Raw genomic sequence first — 18,868 nt, forward strand, 5'->3', positions numbered from 1 at the left:
TCGAGTATGCCGGACAGGTCCGACACCCCCGACCAGAGCCCGAACAACAGTGCCCGGTGACAGCCCCCCGCGGGCCCGCCTCCAGGTCCTTGTGTGCCGGCACTCAGTCCTTGTGGACGGTGCCGTCCGGGTCGAGCCCGCGGAAGGACAGCAGCACGATCAGGATGCCGCCGCAGACGATCGCGGAGTCGGCGAGGTTGAAGACCGCGAAGTGCTTGGGCGCGATGAAGTCGACGACCGCGCCCTCGAAGACACCCGGCGCGCGGAAGATCCGGTCGGTGAGGTTGCCGAGCGCGCCGCCGAGCAGCAGGCCGAGCGCGATCGCCCAGGGAAGGCTGTAGAGCTTGCGGGCGAGCCGGGCGATCACCACGATCACGGCGGCGGCGATCACCGTGAAGATGACGGTGAAGGCCTCGCCGATTCCGAAGGCCGCGCCCGCGTTGCGGATCGCCTCGAACCTCAGCCAGTCCCCGATGATCTCGATCGGCTCGTGGTGCTCCAGCTTCGCGACCACGATCATCTTGCTGATCAGGTCCAGCGCGTACGCGAGGACGGCGACCGTGAACAGCACGGCGATCCGGCGCTTGCCCCTGGAGGGCTCGGCCGAGGCCGCCGCTTCCTCCTCCGAACCGGAGCCGGAGCCCTGGCTCCCGGCCGGGTCCTGCGCCCCGTGCGCGTCGGACCGCTCGCCCGCCGCCGCGCTCTGGTCGGTCTGCTCCGGCTCGGCGCCAGCCGCCTCCGGGATATCCGGCGTACCGATGATCCGCTCCGCCTCTGCCACGTGAGTCCCTCAACCTAGGTGCCTGACTGAGGACGAGAGTACGGCACGGCCCACCGCGCCCATGTGCTCAGGAGGCGCACCGGGCCGATCAGTAACGGATCATTGGCCGATCAGTAACGGCGCTCCTGCTTCTGCTTGCACTCGACGCACAGGGTGGCACGTGGGAAGGCCTGCATACGGGCCTTCCCGATGGGGTTGCCACAGCTCTCGCAGAGCCCGTAGGTGCCCGCGTCCAGGCGTTCGAGGGCACGCTCGTCCTGCTCCAGCATCTCCCTGGCGTTGGCCGCGAGCGCCATCTCGCTCTCGCGCGTGATGTTCTTGGTGCCGGTGTCGGCCTGGTCGTCGCCCGCGCCGTCCCCGGAGTCACGCATCAGGCCCACCAGGGACTCCTCGGAGTGCGTGATCTCGGCACGCAGCCGCAGGGCCTCCGACATCAGCCCCGTGCGGGCCTCCGCGACCTCCTCGGGGGTCCAGGGGTCCTCACCGGGGCGTACCGCGAGCTCGCCGGGCTCCGCCGCGGCGAGCCGCGCCTTGGGGACCGCACCGGCCTTGCTCGCCGCCGTGGCCGTGGCCGTGCCAGGAGTCTTCTTCGCAACCACCGTCGTGGCTCCCGTCGTCTTGGCGGCCTCCGCCGCACCCTCGGCCGCGGTAGCGACCGCCTTCTTGGCCGTACGTGTGCCCTTCCTGCCCGCCTTCTGCGGGGGCTCGGCAACGGAGACGCCCGCTTCACCCGCCCCCTTGCCGGCGGCACTCCTCTTGGCGGCCTTCTTCGCAGGAACCGCCTTGGCGGCCGCCTTCTTGGTGGAGGCCTTCTTGGTTCCGACCCTCTTCGTAGCGGCCGTTTCGGTGACCGCCCCCTCCGTGGAGGCCGCCGCGACCGTCTTCTTCGAGACGGCCGCCCCCGCGCCGGCCCTCTTCGGAGCAGCCGTTTTCCTGGTGGCCGACTCCTTGGTGGCAGCTTTCGAAGTGGCCGCCTTCTTGGTGGCCGATTTCTTGGCTGCCGCCCTCTTGGTGACCGTTTCCGAAACAGCCTTCTCCGGAGAAGCGGTCCCCACGTCCTTCTTCGCCGCGGCCTTCTTTCCAGCGGCGGTTTTCGTGGCACCGGCCTTCGTGGCACCCGCCTTCGTATCGGCTTCCTTGGTGGCTCCTGCCTTCGTGGCAGCTTCCTTCGTAGTGACCGTTTTCCGACCGGCCGTCCTGGTGCCGTCGGCCGTCCCGGTGCCCCCGGCCGCCTTCGTGCCGCCGACCGTCTTCTTGGCCTCGCCCTGCTTCGCCGCGCCCTTCGCGGAACGCTCCGCCCCCATGGATCTGCCGGACGCCGACTGCTGTACGGCGGTCTTCTTCGCCACCATGGCCGCGGCCCCTTCACATATTGTGATCTTGCTCGCGAATCGTGCTGGGACGATAAATCGACTTGAGTCCCGCGGCAACGGGGCACGCCGCCCGATTCGCCCGCCCCGCCCGTACCGCGCGGCGAGCCTGCAAGCGTTGTGCCCAGCTCCCCGCCGGGTAATCCGCCGAGTCGGCCGTCCCAGGATGCGAACGCGGCCGCCTCGGCATTCGGGTCAGTCCGCAGGCCTTCCCGGCGCCCCGCCACCCCTCGCCCGCGGACCCGGGAAAACCGGTCGGCCACTGTCCGCCCGGCGCCGTACACTGGGCGGAGCGAGAAGCGTGGATGGGGACGAGTAGCGGCGTACGCAGCCAGGAGCGACCCGGGGACGGTGTGAGCCCGGGGGCCGGCGCGACGTGAAGATCACCCCGGAGCCGCCGGAAGAAAGCCGCAGCCGAGAGGCACGAAAGGCAGCGGCCGGTAGACCCGGCATCGCGACCCCAATGAGGGGGCTCACCGACGTGCAGGAAGCGCCGGAGAGCCAAGGAGGGTGGTACCGCGGGAGCGCGCCGCACACGGCGTAGGTGACAACACAGCTCTCGTCCCTCCGGACGGAAGGCAGAAAGTCCGCCGGAGGAAGCTCGTTGAATACGCAGCCGAGTACACAGCCGCAGTACCGCCAGGTGCCCGCCCAGGTCGACCTGTCCGCCCTCGAGCACGCCGTGCTCGACTTCTGGCGCGAGCAGAAGATCTTCGCCAAGACCCTGGAGCAGTCCGAGGGCCGCCCGGAGTGGGTGTTCTACGAGGGCCCGCCCACGGCCAACGGCATGCCCGGTGCCCACCACATCGAGGCGCGCGTCTTCAAGGACGTCTTCCCGCGCTTCCGCACCATGCGCGGCTACCACGTGGCCCGCAAGGCCGGCTGGGACTGCCACGGCCTCCCCGTGGAGCTGGCGGTCGAGAAGGAGCTCGGCTTCAACGGCAAGAAGGACATCGAGGCGTACGGCATCGCCGAGTTCAACGCCAAGTGCCGCGAGTCCGTGACCCGCCACACCGACGCCTTCGAAGAGCTCACGACCCGCATGGGTTACTGGACCGACCTGAACGACCCGTACCGCACGATGGACCCCGAGTACATCGAGTCCGTGTGGTGGTCGCTCAAGGAGATCTTCAACAAGGGCCTGCTGGTCCAGGACCACCGCGTCGCCCCCTGGTGCCCGCGCTGCGGCACGGGCCTCTCCGACCACGAGCTGGCACAGGGCTACGAGACGGTCGTCGACCCCTCGGTGTTCGTCCGTTTCCCGCTCACCTCCGGTCCGCTCGCGGGCGAGGCCGCGCTCCTGGTGTGGACGACGACCCCGTGGACCCTGGTGTCCAACACCGCGGTCGCCGCCCACCCCGAGGTCACCTACGTCGTCGCGACCAACGGTGACGAGAAGCTCGTCGTCGCCGAACCGCTCGTCGAGAAGGCACTCGGCGAGGGCTGGGAGACCACCGGCCAGTCCTTCACCGGCGCCGAGATGGAGCGCTGGACGTATCAACGTCCGTTCGAGCTCGTCGAGTTCCCGAAGGACGAGCCCGCCCACTACGTGGTGAACGCGGAGTACGTCACGACCGAGGACGGCACGGGTCTGGTTCACCAGTCCCCCGCCTTCGGCGAGGACGACCTCAAGGTCTGCCGCGAGTACGGCCTGCCCGTGGTGAACCCGGTCCGCCCCGACGGCACGTTCGAGGAGGACGTCCCGCTGGTCGGCGGCGTCTTCTTCAAGAAGGCCGACGAGAAGCTCACCGAGGACCTCCAGCAGCGCGGCCTGCTCTTCAAGCACATCCCGTACGAGCACAGCTACCCGCACTGCTGGCGCTGCCACACCGCGCTCCTCTACTACGCGCAGCCGTCCTGGTACATCCGCACCACGGCCATCAAGGACCGCCTCCTCCAGGAGAACGAGAAGACCAACTGGTACCCGGACTCGGTCAAGACCGGCCGGTACGGCGACTGGCTGAACAACAACATCGACTGGGCCCTGTCCCGCAACCGCTACTGGGGCACCCCGCTGCCGATCTGGCGCTGCGAGGACGACCACCTCACGGTCGTCGGCTCCCGCGCCGAGCTCACGGAGCTGACGGGCACCGACCAGTCGGACCTCGACCCGCACCGCCCCTTCATCGACGAGGTCACCTTCGCGTGCCCCCAGTGCGAGAAGACGGCCACGCGCGTGCCGGAGGTCATCGACGCCTGGTACGACTCGGGTTCGATGCCGTTCGCGCAGTGGGGCTACCCGTACAAGAACAAGGAACTCTTCGAGTCCCGATACCCGGCGCAGTTCATCAGCGAGGCCATCGACCAGACCCGCGGCTGGTTCTACACGCTGATGGCGGTCGGCACGCTCGTCTTCGACAAGTCGTCGTACGAGAACGTGGTGTGCCTGGGCCACATCCTCGCCGAGGACGGCCGCAAGATGTCCAAGCACCTGGGCAACATCCTGCAGCCGATCCCGCTGATGGACCAGCACGGCGCGGACGCGGTCCGCTGGTTCATGGCGGCCGGCGGCTCCCCCTGGGCGGCCCGCCGCGTCGGCCACGGCACGATCCAGGAGGTCGTCCGCAAGACGCTCCTCACGTACTGGAACACGGTCGCCTTCCAGGCCCTGTACGCCCGCACGTCCAACTGGGCGCCCAGCGAGGCCGATCCGGCCCCGGCGGAGAGGCCCGTTCTCGACCGCTGGCTCCTCTCCGAACTCCACGCGCTCACCGACCAGGTGACACAGGCTCTGGAGGCGTACGACACCCAGCGCGCCGGAAAGCTCCTCTCGGCGTTCGTCGACGACCTGTCCAACTGGTATGTACGCCGCTCGCGTCGCCGCTTCTGGCAGGGCGACAAGGCGGCACTGCGCACCCTGCACGAGGTCGTCGAGACGGTCACGCGCCTGATGGCCCCGCTGACCCCGTTCATCACCGAGCGGGTCTGGCAGGACCTGGTGGTGCCCGTGACGCCGGACGCCCCCGAGTCCGTACACCTGACGTCCTGGCCGGAGGCAGACCTGTCCGTCATCGACCCGGAGCTGTCCAGGCAGATGGTGCTCGTACGCCGTCTCGTGGAGCTGGGCCGTGCCACGCGCGCGGAGTCGGGTGTGAAGACGCGCCAGCCGCTGTCCCGCGCGCTGGTGGCCGCCACCGGGTTCGCGGCCCTCGACCGTGAACTGCACGCGCAGATCACGGAGGAGCTGAACGTGAGCTCGCTCGCGTCCCTCTCCGAGGTGGGCGGCTCGCTGGTCGACACGACCGCCAAGGCCAACTTCCGCGCGCTGGGCAAGCGGTTCGGCAAGGGCGTCCAGGCGGTGGCCAAGGCCGTCGCCGAGGCCGACGCGGCCGCGCTGTCCCTGGCCCTGCGCGAGGGCACGGCATCGGTGGAGGTCGACGGCGAGACCATCACGCTCGCCCCGGACGAGGTGATCATCACGGAGACCCCGCGCGAGGGCTGGTCCGTCGCCTCGGACTCCGGAGCGACGGTCGCCCTCGACCTGGAGATCACCGAGGAACTGCGTCAGGCGGGCCTGGCCCGTGACGCGATCCGTCTGATCCAGGAGGCCCGCAAGAACAGCGGCCTGGACGTGGCCGACCGGATCGCCCTGCGCTGGACGTCCACGGACCCGAAGGTGATCGCGGCGCTCTCCGAGCACTCCGCCCTGATCGCCGACGAGGTCCTCGCCACTGACTTCGGCCAGGGTGAGACGGACGACACGTACGGCGCCCCGTTCACGGACGAGTCGCTGTCGCTGACGTTCCGCCTCCGCAAGGCGTAGCAGCACGCGCGAAGGCCCGGTCCCGCCAAAGATCTTGGCGGGACCGGGCCTTCGGCGTTGCGTGCCCGCGTACAGCTGCCCGCGTCCTCCGAACGCGCACACGCCCACAGGCGAAGACGAAGAGGCCGCAGTCGCCCACGCGTACGGAGACGAAGGGGCCGCACGCGCCCACGCAAAAGGGCGGAGCCCCGGATGGTTATCCGGGGCTCCGCCCTGAACGCTGCCGACGCCTAAGGCGTACGGGAGGCCGTCAGTTGTCGTCCTCGTCGATCAGGAAGCCACGCATCGGCGAGGGCGCCTGCTGCATCGGCGAGGGGCCCTGCGGCCGGACCGGCGCCATCGGCTGGGTCATGGCCGGCGACATCTGCTGCTGACCACCGTAGGACGGCGGGACCGGAGCCGGGCCACCCATCTGCTGGCCACCGTAGGACGGCGCGCTCGCCCCGGCCGGAGCCATGGACGGGCTCGGCGACGACGGAAGCGACGCGGCGGCCGGAGCACGCGGCGGAGCCAGCGAGTCGTCGGCCTGGGTCTCCAGCTGACGGAGCTGCGACTCCAGGTAGGACTTCAGACGCGTCCGGTACTCGCGCTCGAAGCCACGCAGGTCCTCGACCTTGCGCTCCAACGTGGCGCGTGCGGACTCCAGGGAGCCCATCGCCACGCGGTGCTTCTCCTGCGCGTCCCGCTCAAGAGCGTCGGCCTTGGCACGGGCGTCGCGCTCCAGACCCTCGGCGCGGCTGCGAGCCTCGCCGACGATCTTGTTGGCCTCGGAACGGGCCTCGGCGATCGCCTGGTCGGCGGTCTGCTGAGCGAGCGAGAGGACACGGGCGGCGCTGTCGCCACCGGGGCCCTGACCGGGCTGACCCATCTGCGGGCCACCGTGACCGCCCATCGGTCCACCCATGGGACCGCCCATCGGGCCGCCCATCTGCTGGGGCATCTGCTGCTGCATCTGACCCTGCATCTGCTGCTGCATCTGACCGGGACCCTGGCCCATGGGGCCCTGGCCCATCGGACCCTGACCCATCGGGCCGGGACCCTGCTGGCCACCCTGGGCGCTGGGGCCCGCGGGAAGCTGCGGCGCACCGCTCGGCAGCTGGGGCGGGCCGCCCATGGGGCCGCCCATCTGCTGCTGCGGCGGACCCGATATGCCGGCGGGCACGGGAGCACCGGGACCCCGCATGCCCTGCGGAGGTCCTTGCTGTTGCTGCGGATCCTGCTGTTCGGGCGGCTTGCGCATGCCCTGCTGCTGGTTCTGCGCGGCGGCGCGTGTGGCGGCGGCCAGCTTGGCGCGCAGGTCCTCGTTCTCGCGGAGCAGGCGGGTCAGTTCGGCTTCGACCTCATCGAGGAAGGCATCGACCTCGTCCTCGTCATAGCCTTCTCGGAGGCGGACGGTCGTGAACTGCTTGTTCCGCACGTCCTCGGGGGTCAACGGCATCTCTTCACCTCAACGTAGTCGTCGGCATCGTCGGCGTTCGGCAAGACCGTATCGTTCACAGCCGGCTCACAACGGAGATCAGGATGTAGACGATGATCATCAGTACGAAGAAGGACAGGTCGAGCGCCACGCCCCCGAGACGCAGCGGCGGGATGAACCGCCGCAGAAGCTTGAGCGGTGGATCAGTGACAGTGTAGGTGGCCTCCAGAACGACCACCATCGCCTTGCCGGGTTGCCATGAGCGGGCGAACTGGAAGACGTAGTCCATGACCAGCCGGAAGATCAGCACGATGAGGAAACACATCAGCGCGACGTACAGAACCTGCGCAACCACGCTCATGATCCGTGCTTCCCTCTCCCCTGTTTCCGTGCCTTGTCCGGTCCTGCGTCTCAGCTCTGGTTGAAGAACCCGCCCTCTGCGATGCGAGCCTTGTCCTCCGCCGTGACATCGACGTTAGCAGGCGACAACAGGAACACCTTCTGCGTCACCCGCTCGATGCTCCCGTGGAGACCAAACACCAAACCGGCCGCAAAGTCGACAAGTCGCTTCGCGTCTGTGTCATCCATCTCAGTCAGATTCATGATCACCGGGGTGCCCTCACGGAAGTGTTCCCCGATGGTACGGGCCTCGTTGTAGGTCCGGGGGTGCAGTGTGGTGATCCTGTACGGCTCTCGTTCCGACACGACCTTGGGCATGATCACCGGTGCGTTCTTCTCCAGGCTTTGACGTTCTTGTGTGATGGACGCCACGGGGGCGATTCGCGCCGGACGCCCTGATTCCGCGCTGAGCGAAGCGGAATGTGACACGGGATCCCGCTGCACGGGCGGCTGCACCACTCGTACCGATTCGTCCCGTTGGGACTGATGCGGCTGGTGTGATTGATGCGACGGCTCGTGCCGTCGGCGGTCCCGCTCGGGCTCCGGGTCAAGCTCGGGCTCGAAGTCGTCGTCGGGGTCGAAGCCCCTGCCGTCGTACCCATCGTCCTCCACGAGGCCGAGGTAGACCGCCATCTTGCGCATCGCGCCGGCCATGCTCTGAGTCCTCCGCTCTGTGGTGGATCGGCTGACTGTTGCCAAGTGCCCGCGATCCACGAGGTCGTTATGCCCACCTATGGTGGTAATGACCATATTTTCTGCTGTGGTCCGACTTCTTGGCGACGTTACCCGAGCCTGGGGCGGACTCCGAGTACCGCAGTACCGACGCGCACATGTGTCGCTCCGGCTGCCACGGCCTGTTCGAGGTCCGCACTCATCCCTGCCGAGACCATGTTCGCAGCCGGATGGGCGCTGCGCAGGTCAGTCGACAAATCCATCAGCCGCTCGAACGCCGCCTGTTCACGCCCGGCGTACTCTCCGGAGAGCGGGGCGACGGTCATCAGTCCGTCGAGCCTTAGCCCCGGAGCCTCGGCCACGAGACCGGCCAACTCCTCGATACCACCGGTCCCTACACCACCGCGCTCCCCCCGTCCAGTCTCTTCGGCATCGAGCGCGACCTGGATGAGGCACCCCAGCTCGCGCTCCTGCCGCACCGCTTCCTTCGACAGGGCGGTGACGAGCCGGGCCCGGTCGACGGACTGCACGACATCCGCGTAACCGACCACGGAACGCACCTTGTTGGTCTGCAACTGACCGACGAAGTGCCAGGAGAGGGCCAGATCGGAGCAGGCCGCGGCCTTGGGTGCCGCGTCCTGGTCACGGTTCTCGGCGACGTGGCGCACACCGAGTTCCGACAGGATCCGCACATCGTCGGCCGGGTAGGTCTTGGTGACCACGATGAGGGTCACTTCTTCGCGCTTTCGCCCGGCGGCCACACACGCCGCCGTGATGCGCTCTTCCACTTTCGCCAGGTTTCCGGCGAGTTGAGCCTTACGGTCCGTCATGCCCCATCAGTCCAGCCACACATAGCCCGCGAGCCGACCCGTGGTGCGGTCTCGGCGGTACGAGAAGTGATCATCGGACTCCAGCGTGCACACCGGCGACTGCTCCCGGTCGCGCACCCCGAGCCGCTCCAGTTGCGCGTGCACCCCCGCGGTCACGTCGACCGCCGGCGTGCCCCAACTCGTCTCGGCGTACGCCGCGGGCTCGACGGCGGCGACCTCGGCGCGCATCGCCTCCGGCACTTCGTAGCAGCGGCCGCAGACGGCGGGGCCGGTGCGGGCGACGATCCGGGCGGGGTCCGCGCCCAGCGACTCCATCGCGTCGATCGTCTCGGGCACGATCCCGGCGACCATGCCGGGCCGCCCCGCGTGTGCGGCGGCGACCACTCCGGCGACGGGGTCGGCCAGCAGGACCGGGACGCAGTCGGCGGTGAGTACGGCGAGGGCCAGACCCCGGGTCGCGGTCACCAGACCGTCGACCGGCGGGATGGCCCGGGGGTTGGTCCACGGCCCGTCGACCTCCGCGACGTCGCTGCCGTGCACCTGATTCATCCAGACCACGCGACTCGCGTCGAGTCCCAGGGACTTGGCCGCCCACAGCCTATTGGTCTGTACGGCGGCGGGGTCGTCACCGACCGCACCGCCGAGATTGAGCTCCTCGTACGGAACGGCGCTCACCCCGCCCCACCGGTCGGTGAAGGCGAAGTGCGCGCCGCTCTCAGTGCCCACCAGGGAGCGCTGTCCTATCACTTGAGGAAGTCCGGCACGTCCAGCTCTTCGGCCGCGCTGTCCGAGTACGTCCGCGACGGCGGGACCGGCGGGGAGACCGACGGCAGTTCGTTGCTCACGGGCTCCGGAGTGGGCTCCGGGGCCTCCTTCGGCGTGACGCTGCCCAGCGAGCCGAAGGACGGGCGGCTGTCGCCCGACCGGGCCGGTGTGGGCTCGTCGCGCTTGGCGGAGGACGAGCCGAGCACGGTGTCCCGCTTGGACGGAGGCTGTCCCCCGTCGAAGCCGGCCGCGATGACCGTGACCCGGACCTCGTCGCCGAGCGCGTCGTCGATGACCGCGCCGAAGATGATGTTGGCCTCGGGGTGCGCGGCCTCGCTCACCAGCTGGGCGGCCTCGTTGATCTCGAACAGGCCGAGGTCGGAGCCGCCGGAGATGGAGAGCAGTACGCCTCGGGCGCCGTCGATGGACGCCTCCAGGAGCGGCGAGGAGATCGCCATCTCGGCCGCGGCCACCGCGCGGTCGTCGCCGCGGGCCGAGCCGATGCCCATGAGGGCCGAACCCGCCTCGGACATCACGGACTTGACGTCGGCGAAGTCGAGGTTGATCAGACCGGGCGTGGTGATGAGGTCGGTGATGCCCTGAACACCGGAGAGCAGGACCTGGTCCGCCGACTTGAAGGCGTCGAGGACCGAGACCTGGCGGTCCGAGATGGACAGCAGCCGGTCGTTGGGGATGACGATGAGGGTGTCGACCTCTTCGCGGAGTTCCGCGATGCCGTCCTCGGCCTGGTTGGCGCGGCGCCGTCCCTCGAAGGTGAACGGACGCGTGACCACGCCGATGGTGAGGGCGCCGAGCGAGCGGGCGATGTTTGCCACGACGGGTGCGCCGCCGGTGCCGGTGCCGCCGCCCTCGCCGGCTGTCACGAAGACCATGTCGGCCCCCTTGAGGACCTCCTCGATCTCCTCGCGGTGGTCCTCCGCCGCCTTGCGGCCGACGGCCGGGTTGGCTCCGGCGCCGAGTCCGCGGGTGAGTTCGCGGCCGACGTCGAGCTTGACGTCGGCGTCGCTCATCAACAGCGCCTGGGCGTCGGTGTTGATGGCGATGAACTCGACACCCTTGAGACCGACCTCGATCATCCGGTTGATGGCATTGACACCACCGCCGCCGACACCGATGACTTTGATGACTGCGAGGTAGTTCTGCGGTGCTGCCACGTCGAAGGCCTCTCGCCTCGAGTTACGTGTCGCCGCCTCGCACGTTCGCGATCCGACGACTGATGCCGAATGGGACGGTCCGAACGCCGACCCGAACCCTAACGCTGAAGTTTAGGGTTACCAGTGTGTCTGTTCCTTGGACTCTTCCGAACAGGACACTAAGTCGACAAGTGGCGCACGTTCAACGAACACGCCGAACCTCCCGTTTTTCTTTTCACCCTATGTGATCAGCCGTAGCGCTGCCCAACCAGGGTGCTGGCCTGCACGGATGAGCGTCAACTCCCCGATGACGCAGGGGCGGTGGGAACGCTGACATCGAAGTGCCGAGCCTCTGGAGCGGCTTTCATGAGAGCGCTGAGCGTACGGGCCTTGACGCCGCTCTTCTCGCCACTTCCCCACAACACGGTCCGGTTGCCGCTCAACTCCAGCGAGATGGAGTCGTACGAACGGACCTTGACGGTCCGGGTGTCACGCGCGACCGCGGCCGGAAGGGAACCCGCGACGCGAACCGCCTCGCGCATCAGCCGGTCGGTACCGAAGCGGCGCAGGCCCGCGGACCGGGACACCGTCAATTCCAGCGCGGGAACACCCTTCGGGGCGCGCGAAACCGTGGCATAACGCACGCCCTTGGCGTCCACTTCGATGAACTTTCCGCCCTTTTCGGCAATGAGAACCGGAGTGCGTTCGATCACTTTCAGCCCGATTCCATGGGGCCAGGAACGGACGACGTCAACCGAGTCAATTCGGGGCAATTTCCGGCGGAGTCTGTCCTCAATCACATCGGTGTCGACTGAAATCAACGGCGATCCGACCGGAACGTCGGCCGCCTCGACGACCTGATCGGGCGTCAGGACCCGTGTCCCCGAGGCCGATACGCGCTCCACGCGCAGCCACTGCGAGCCGTAGAGCACCCAGAGACATCCCGCGGCGAGCAGCGCGAGGCAGACGGCCGGAATGATGAGCTTACGAGGCTTCGGGAGCCTCTTGAGAAGAGGTGGCCGGGGCGGGCCGGAGTCCGGATCCTGTCGGGCATGCCGTTCGCCGCGTTCGGCGGTGGTCGGTCCGGCCACGCTCCCCTGCCTTCTGCCACGCGCTAACGGCGTGACGCGATCGCCTCGTACACCATCCCGACGAGCAGGTCGTCGGCGTCCCGGCGGCCGAACTCGGAGGCGGCGCGGGACATCTCGAACAGCCGGTGCGGATCGGCGAGCACGGGCAGGACGTTGCTCTGCACCCACTGAGGTGTCAGTTCCGCGTCGTCGATCAGCAGTCCGCCGCCGGCCTTGACCACCGGCTGGGCGTTGAGCCGCTGTTCGCCGTTGCCGATGGGCAGCGGGACGTAGACGGCGGGGAGCCCGACGGCGGAGAGTTCGGCGACGGTCATCGCGCCCGCGCGGCAGAGCATCATGTCGGCCGCGGCGTACGCGAGGTCCATCCGGTCCACGTACGGTACCGGGATGTACGGGGGCATTCCCGGCATCTGGTGGACCTGCGGCAGTTCGTTCTTCGGGCCGACCGCGTGCAGGATCTGGATACCGGCCTGCTGGAGGTACGGAGCGGCCTGCTGGACCACCTCGTTGAGGCGGCGGGCACCCTGCGAGCCGCCGGAGACCAGCAAGGTCGGCAAGGAGGGGTCGAGCCCGAACGCGGCGCGCGCCTGCGGGCGTACGGCGGCCCGGTCGAGCGTGGCGATCGAGCGGCGCAGCGGGATGCCGATGTAGCGGGCGTCGCGCAGCTTGCTGTCCGGTGTGGAGACGGCGACCCGGGCGGCGTACCGCGAACCGATCTTGTTGGCGAGGCCGGGGCGGGCGTTGGCCTCGTGGATGACGATCGGCACGCCGAGGCGCTTGGCCGCGAGGTAGGCGGGCAGGGCCACATAGCCACCGAAGCCGACGACCGCGTCGGCCTTGGTGCGCTCGAGGATCTGCTCGGCCGCCTTGATCGTGCCACGCAGCCGTCCGGGGACGGTGATCAGCTCGGGGGTGGGCTTGCGCGGCAGCGGTACCGCGGGGATCAACGCGAGTTCGTAGCCTCGCTCTGGTACGAGTCGGGTCTCGAGTCCGCGCTCCGTGCCCAGGGCCGTGATACCCACGGTCGGGTCCTGCCTGCGCAGGGCGTCCGCGAGGGCGAGCGCGGGCTCGATGTGGCCGGCGGTCCCCCCACCGGCGAGTACGACATGCACCGAAATTCACCGCTCTCCGGACGAACGCGCCGCGGCGCGCCGTCGCATCGTGTTCCATCTCCGAGGCCCCGCGGCCCCTGCGGAGCCTCTCACCGCAGCCCGCTTTCTGCCAAAGCGGGGTTGCCGCATCGCAAGCGCCGCCCGCGCTGCGGGATCCTCGCGCGCGAAGGCGATGAGGAGCCCGATGGCGAACATGGTCGGAAGCAGGGCGGATCCCCCGTAGGAGAACAGCGGGAGAGGGACGCCGGCGATCGGCAGCAGGCCGAGCACCGCACCGATGTTGATCACGGCCTGGGCCGTGATCCAGGTGGTCACGCCTCCCGCGGCATACCTCACGAAGGGGTCCTCCGTGCGTCCGGCCACGCGGATACCCGCATAGCCTAGAGCCGCGAAGAGGGCGAGGACCGACAGCGTCCCCGCGAGGCCCAGTTCCTCACCGGTGATGGCGAAGATGAAGTCGGTGTGGGCTTCGGGCAGTTGCCCCCATTTCTCCACACTGGCGCCGAGGCCGGAGCCGAACAGCCCGCCGGAGGCGAGGGCGTAGATGCCGTGCACGGCCTGCCAGCAGTCGACGGGGCCCGACTGGGGTTCGGTGGCTCCCAGGCAGGAGAGGCGGGCCATGCGGTTCGGGCTGGTCTTGATGAGGATGAAGCCGATGGTCAGGGCGACGGCGAGGACGCCCCCGAAGAGCCGCGTGGGCGCACCCGCGAGCCACAGCAGCCCGAACAGGATCGCGGTGAGGATGATCGCCGTGCCCATGTCGCCGCCGAGCATGATCAGCCCGAGCAGCATGAAGGCCACCGGAACGAGCGGCACCAGCATGTGTTTCCACTGCGCCAGCAGCCGCTTGTCCTGTTTGCGGGCGAGCAGGTCGGCGCCCCACAGGACGAGGGCGAGTTTGCCGAACTCGCTGGGCTGGAGCTGGAAGGGGCCGCCGACCGAGATCCAGTTCTGGTTGCCGTTGACCGCGACTCCTATCCCCGGCACCTGGACGAGGATCATCAGGAAGACCGAGCCGAGCAGCATCGGGTAGGCCAGTGCCCGGTGCAGTTTGGAGGGCATCCGTGAGGCGGCGAGCAGCAGCAGACCGCCGAGCACGGCGGCGAGGAACTGCTTGCGGAAGAAGTACGACCCGGGCAGCGACAGCTGGAGCGCGGTGATCTGCGAGGCGGAGTACACCATCACCAGTCCGAGGACGGTGATCAGGAGGCTGCCGCCGAGGATCAGGTAGTAGGCGGTCAGCGGACGGTCCCAGGCGCGGCGTACGCGCGTGTAGAGGCGTCCTACGGGGTTGTCGCGAGGGGGGCGGGGGCCGGCGGGCCGGCGGGGGGCCCGCTGGACGGGAGGACGCCCGGTGCGGCTACTGGACATGGGCGGCACCTGCCATGCCACGGTCGGCGGCACCGGCCATGCCGTGGGAGGGCGCCCCGCCGGGAATCTCCCCGGACCGTTCGCCCGGGATTCCCCCGGACCGTTCGGCCCCTGGGGGCGGGACGGGACGGCACAGTGCCGTGCCACCGGCGGAAAGCCACCGACGAAGCCCCAGCCGGATCCGTGTCACGCGTCCCTCCCAGGTGTGCCCGGCGCCGCCGGGCGAGGCGGACCCGGGTCAGCCGTCGACGGCGCCGAGTTCGCGAACCGCCTCCGCGAAAGCGTCGCCGCGCTTGTTGTAGTTGGTGAACATGTCCATGGACGCACAGGCCGGCGCCAGCAGGACAGTGTCTCCCGGCTCGGAGAGCCGTGCGGCCTCACGGACCGCCGCGAGCATCGCCCCAGTGTCGGTCCGGTCGAGGTCGACCACGGGTACTTCCGGCGCGTGTCGCGCGAGCGCTTCACGGATGAGGGCCCGGTCGGCGCCGAACAGGACGACGCCCCGCAGTCGCTTTGCCGACTTGGCGACCAGCTCGTCGAAGGTCGCGCCCTTGGCGAGCCCGCCGGCGATCCACACGATCGACTCGTACGCCGCCAAAGAGGCTTCCGCCGCATGGGTGTTGGTGGCCTTGGAGTCGTCGATGTAGGCGACCCGGTCCACGTCGGCCACGTGCTGGATGCGGTGGGCATCGGGCTTGAAGGCCCGCAGACCGTCCCGTACGGCCGCGGCGGGCACGCCGAAGGCGCGGGCCAGGGCCGCCGCCGCAAGGGCGTTGGCGATGTTGTGCGGAGCCGGCGGGTTGACGTCCGCGATCTCGGCGAGTTCCTGGGCCTGCTTGTGCCGGTCCTCGACGAAGGCGCGGTCGACCAGGATGCCCTCCACGACGCCGAGTTGGGACGGGCCCGGGGTGCCGAGCGTGAAGCCGACCGCCCGGCAGCCCACCTCGACGTCCGCCCCGCGCACCAGGTCCTCGGTGACCTTGTCGGCCATGTTGTAGACGCAGGCGACCCGATTGCCCTCGTAGATACGCCCCTTGTCGGCGGCGTACGCCTCCATGGAGCCGTGCCAGTCGAGGTGGTCCGGGGCGAGGTTCAGGACGGCGGCGGAGTGGGCGCGCAGCGAGGGCGCCCAGTGGAGCTGGTAGCTGGAGAGCTCGACGGCCAGTACGTCGTAGGCGTCGTCGCCTTCCTGGACCACGTCGACGATCGGGGTGCCGATGTTGCCCACGGCGGCCGTACGAAGGCCCGCGGCGGCCAGGATCGAGGCGAGCATCTGGGTCGTGGTGGTCTTGCCGTTGGTGCCCGTGATGGCGAGCCAGGGGGCGGCGTCGGGGCCGCGCAGACGCCAGGCGATCTCCACGTCGCCGACGACGTCCACGCCCGCCTCCGCGGCTGCCTGGAAGAGGGGGCTGGTCGGCTTCCAGCCCGGCGAGGTGACCACGAGGTCGGTGCCCTCGGGAAGCGTCTCGGCGTCCGCGAGGCGTACCGAAATCCCTTCCCCCTCAAGGGAGGCGGCCCGCTCGCGGTGGGCCTCCGAGGAGCCCCCGTCGACGACCGTGACCGACGCGCCGAGGCCGGCCAGGGCGCGGGCGGCGCTGATGCCGCTCACGCCGAGACCGGCGACGGTGATGTTCATGCCCTGCCAGTGGGACGCGGTCGTCACTTCTGGGCTGCCCATCCTGCGTAGAAGAGGCCGAGTCCGACGATCACGCACATGCCCTGGATGATCCAGAAGCGGACCACCACAAGGACCTCGGACCACCCCTTGAGTTCGAAGTGGTGCTGGAGCGGTGCCATTCGGAAGACGCGTTTGCCGGTGAGGCGGAACGAGCCGACCTGGATGACGACCGACATGGTGATCAGGACGAAGAGGCCGCCGAGCAGCGCGACCAGCAGCTCGGTGCGGGAGCAGATCGCGAGGCCGGCGAGCGCGCCGCCGAGGGCCAGCGAACCGGTGTCACCCATGAAGATCTTGGCGGGCGAGGTGTTCCACCACAGGAAGCCGAAGCAGGCGCCCATCAGGGCCGCGGCGACGACGGCGAGGTCGAGCGGATCCCGTACCTCGTAGCAGGCGGCCGGGTTGGTGAGGGTCTGCGCGTTGGCGCAGGACTCCTGGAACTGCCAGACACCGATGAAGGTGTACGCGCCGAAGACCATCACGGAGGCGCCGGTGGCGAGTCCGTCCAGGCCGTCGGTGAGGTTCACGCCGTTCGACATCGCGAGGATCATGAACAGCGCCCAGACCACGAACAGCACCGGGCCGATGGACCAGCCGAAGTCCTGCACGAAGGAGAGCTTGGTGGAGGCCGGGGTGTTGTTCAGGTTGTCCGGGAACTGCAGCGAGAGCACCGCGAAGGAGACACCGACGATCAGCTGGCCGGCCATCTTGGCCTTGGCCCGCAGACCGAGCGACCGCCGCTTGACGATCTTGATGTAGTCGTCGAGGAAGCCGACCAGGCCCATGCCCGTCATCAGGCCGAGCACCAGCACTCCGGAGAACCTCGGCGGCTGGCCGGTGATCACCTTGCTGAGGAAGTACGCCAGGAGCGTGGCCAGGATGAAGGCGATGCCACCCATGGTCGGCGTACCGCGCTTGGCGTGGTGCTCGCGCGGGCCGTCGTCACGGATGTACTGGCCGTAGCCCTTGCGGGCCAGCAGCTTGATCAGCATGGGAGTGCCCACGAGAGTCAGGAAGAGGCCGATGACTCCCGCGAAGAGGATCTGATTCATCGGACGGCAACCTCACCCTCGGTGCCCTCGACCAGCGCCTCTGCGACCCGCTCCAGGCCGACCGACCGGGACGCCTTCACGAGTACGACGTCTCCCGGGCGCAGTTGACTGCGCAACAGGTCGATCGCCGCCTGTGTGTCGGACACGTGCACCGACTCCTCACCCCACGAACCCTCGTTATATGCGCCCAGTTGCAGCCAGGACGCTTCCCTGCCCCCGACCGCGACGAGCTTGCCGACATTGAGCCGGACGGCGAGCCGTCCGACCGCGTCGTGCTCGGCGAGCGCCTCGTCCCCGAGCTCGGCCATCTGACCGAGCACCGCCCAGGTCCGCCGCCCCTTGCCCATGGCCGCGAGCGCGCGCAGGGCGGCTCGCATGGACTCGGGGTTCGCGTTGTAGGCGTCGTTGACGACCGTCACGCCGTCCGGGCGCTCGGTGACCTCCATCCGCCAGCGGGAGAGGGAGCCCGCCTCGGAGAGCGCGGTGGCGATCTCGTCTGCGGACATGCCCAGCTCATGGGCGACGGCGGCCGCGGCGAGCGCGTTCGACACGTGGTGCTCACCGTACAGGCGCATGGTCACGTCGCTGTACCCGGAGGGTGTGTGAAGCCTGAACGCGGGCTGTCCGCTCTCCATGAGCGTCACGTTCTCGGCCCGTACGTCCGCTTCGCCGGACTCTCCGAAGAGGATCACGCGTGCTTTCGTGCGCGAGGCCATGGCTCGTACGAGGGGATCGTCGGCGTTGAGGATCGCGACGCCGCCCGCGTCCGCCGGGGGCAGGCCCTCCACCAACTCGCCCTTGGCCTGGGCGATTTGTTCGCGTCCGCCGAACTCGCCGATGTGGGCGGTGCCGACGTTCAGGACGAGGCCGACCTTCGGGGGCGTCAGACCCGTGAGGTACCGGATGTGGCCGATGCCGCGGGCCCCCATCTCCAGGACCAGGAACCGGGTCTCCTCGGTGGCGCTGAGGGCGGTGAGCGGCAGCCCGATCTCGTTGTTGAGCGAGCCCGGTGTGTAGACCGTCGGCGCCTTGCGCTGCAGCACCTGGGCGATGAGGTCCTTGGTGCTGGTCTTGCCCGCGGAGCCGGTGAGGGCCACGAGGGTCGCGCCGAGCCGCTCGACGACGTGGCGTGCGAGGGCGCCCAGGGCCGTCTGGACGTCGTCCACGACGATCGCGGGCACGCCGACGGGCCGTGACGCGAGCACGGCCGCGGCGCCCGCCTCCACGACGCTCGCCGCGAAGTCGTGACCGTCCACGCGCTCGCCCACGAAGGCGACGAAGAGGCTGCCTGGCTCCACCTCACGGGAGTCCCTGACGACCCGTCCGGTGACCTGGACCGACGGATCCGGTATGTCGTGCGTCTGCCCGCCGACGACTGAGGCGATCTCGGCGAGAGAGAGGGCGATCACAAGT

The 18,868-nt window shown here is 69.3% G+C and carries 15 protein-coding genes; 1 reads left to right on the forward strand and 14 read right to left on the reverse strand.

Features of this window, described 5'->3' with window-relative positions; translation table 11 throughout:
* Positions 1 to 103 precede the first annotated feature (103 nt).
* Positions 104 to 781: a signal peptidase II gene (gene lspA / locus ACN20J_RS14550; protein WP_189840311.1), complete on the reverse strand. Its 678-nt coding sequence runs from the start codon at positions 779 to 781 to the stop codon at positions 104 to 106.
* A gap of 110 nt (positions 782 to 891) precedes the next feature.
* The gene (locus ACN20J_RS14555; protein ID WP_419666035.1) at positions 892 to 2,133 is read right to left on the reverse strand and encodes a TraR/DksA family transcriptional regulator; all 1,242 of its coding nucleotides are present in this window, start codon (positions 2,131 to 2,133) and stop codon (positions 892 to 894) included.
* A 622-nt stretch (positions 2,134 to 2,755) separates the two neighbouring features.
* On the opposite strand from ACN20J_RS14555, the gene ileS reads away from it, so the two are divergent.
* Positions 2,756 to 5,914: an isoleucine--tRNA ligase gene (gene ileS / locus ACN20J_RS14560; protein WP_419666036.1), complete on the forward strand. Its 3,159-nt coding sequence runs from the start codon at positions 2,756 to 2,758 to the stop codon at positions 5,912 to 5,914.
* A gap of 250 nt (positions 5,915 to 6,164) precedes the next feature.
* On the opposite strand, the gene ACN20J_RS14565 is transcribed toward ileS, so the two are convergent.
* From ACN20J_RS14565 to ACN20J_RS14620, 12 genes are all read right to left on the reverse strand, one after another.
* Positions 6,165 to 7,352 carry a DivIVA domain-containing protein gene (locus tag ACN20J_RS14565; RefSeq protein ID WP_189840308.1) on the reverse strand — a complete coding sequence of 396 codons (1,188 nt, stop codon included), beginning with the start codon at positions 7,350 to 7,352 and terminating at the stop codon, positions 6,165 to 6,167.
* A 55-nt stretch (positions 7,353 to 7,407) separates the two neighbouring features.
* Positions 7,408 to 7,692: a YggT family protein gene (locus tag ACN20J_RS14570; protein WP_055612103.1), complete on the reverse strand. Its 285-nt coding sequence runs from the start codon at positions 7,690 to 7,692 to the stop codon at positions 7,408 to 7,410.
* A 50-nt stretch (positions 7,693 to 7,742) separates the two neighbouring features.
* Positions 7,743 to 8,384 carry a cell division protein SepF gene (locus tag ACN20J_RS14575; protein WP_165266685.1) on the reverse strand — a complete coding sequence of 214 codons (642 nt, stop codon included), beginning with the start codon at positions 8,382 to 8,384 and terminating at the stop codon, positions 7,743 to 7,745.
* Between the two features lie 128 nt (positions 8,385 to 8,512).
* Positions 8,513 to 9,232 carry a YggS family pyridoxal phosphate-dependent enzyme gene (locus ACN20J_RS14580; RefSeq protein WP_189840307.1) on the reverse strand — a complete coding sequence of 240 codons (720 nt, stop codon included), beginning with the start codon at positions 9,230 to 9,232 and terminating at the stop codon, positions 8,513 to 8,515.
* 6 nt (positions 9,233 to 9,238) lie between these two features.
* Entirely contained in the window at positions 9,239 to 9,979 is a 741-nt protein-coding gene (pgeF, locus tag ACN20J_RS14585) for a peptidoglycan editing factor PgeF (protein ID WP_189840306.1), read from the reverse strand.
* Positions 9,976 to 11,172, reverse strand: a complete 1,197-nt coding sequence (gene ftsZ, locus ACN20J_RS14590; protein ID WP_055612099.1) for a cell division protein FtsZ — start codon at positions 11,170 to 11,172, stop codon at positions 9,976 to 9,978. Before ftsZ ends, pgeF begins: the two co-directional genes overlap by 4 nt.
* A gap of 275 nt (positions 11,173 to 11,447) precedes the next feature.
* On the reverse strand, positions 11,448 to 12,242 hold the full coding sequence (locus ACN20J_RS14595; RefSeq protein ID WP_419666037.1) for a cell division protein FtsQ/DivIB: 795 nt from the start codon (positions 12,240 to 12,242) through the stop codon (positions 11,448 to 11,450).
* Positions 12,243 to 12,265: 23 nt separating this feature from the next.
* Positions 12,266 to 13,354: an undecaprenyldiphospho-muramoylpentapeptide beta-N-acetylglucosaminyltransferase gene (gene murG, locus ACN20J_RS14600; RefSeq protein ID WP_055612097.1), complete on the reverse strand. Its 1,089-nt coding sequence runs from the start codon at positions 13,352 to 13,354 to the stop codon at positions 12,266 to 12,268.
* Positions 13,355 to 13,360: 6 nt separating this feature from the next.
* Positions 13,361 to 14,725 carry a putative lipid II flippase FtsW gene (gene ftsW, locus ACN20J_RS14605; protein ID WP_055612096.1) on the reverse strand — a complete coding sequence of 455 codons (1,365 nt, stop codon included), beginning with the start codon at positions 14,723 to 14,725 and terminating at the stop codon, positions 13,361 to 13,363.
* A 238-nt stretch (positions 14,726 to 14,963) separates the two neighbouring features.
* A complete protein-coding gene (gene murD, locus ACN20J_RS14610) occupies positions 14,964 to 16,403 on the reverse strand; it encodes a UDP-N-acetylmuramoyl-L-alanine--D-glutamate ligase (RefSeq protein ID WP_419666038.1) in 1,440 nt (479 codons plus the stop codon).
* Entirely contained in the window at positions 16,385 to 17,455 is a 1,071-nt protein-coding gene (gene mraY, locus ACN20J_RS14615; RefSeq protein WP_055612094.1) for a phospho-N-acetylmuramoyl-pentapeptide-transferase, read from the reverse strand. Before mraY ends, murD begins: the two co-directional genes overlap by 19 nt.
* On the reverse strand, positions 17,452 to 18,864 hold the full coding sequence (locus ACN20J_RS14620; protein ID WP_419666039.1) for a UDP-N-acetylmuramoyl-tripeptide--D-alanyl-D-alanine ligase: 1,413 nt from the start codon (positions 18,862 to 18,864) through the stop codon (positions 17,452 to 17,454). Before ACN20J_RS14620 ends, mraY begins: the two co-directional genes overlap by 4 nt.
* Positions 18,865 to 18,868 lie beyond the last annotated feature (4 nt).

This window comes from Streptomyces sp. 2-1 (assembly GCF_048564895.1).
GTDB lineage: Bacteria > Actinomycetota > Actinomycetes > Streptomycetales > Streptomycetaceae > Streptomyces > Streptomyces phaeochromogenes.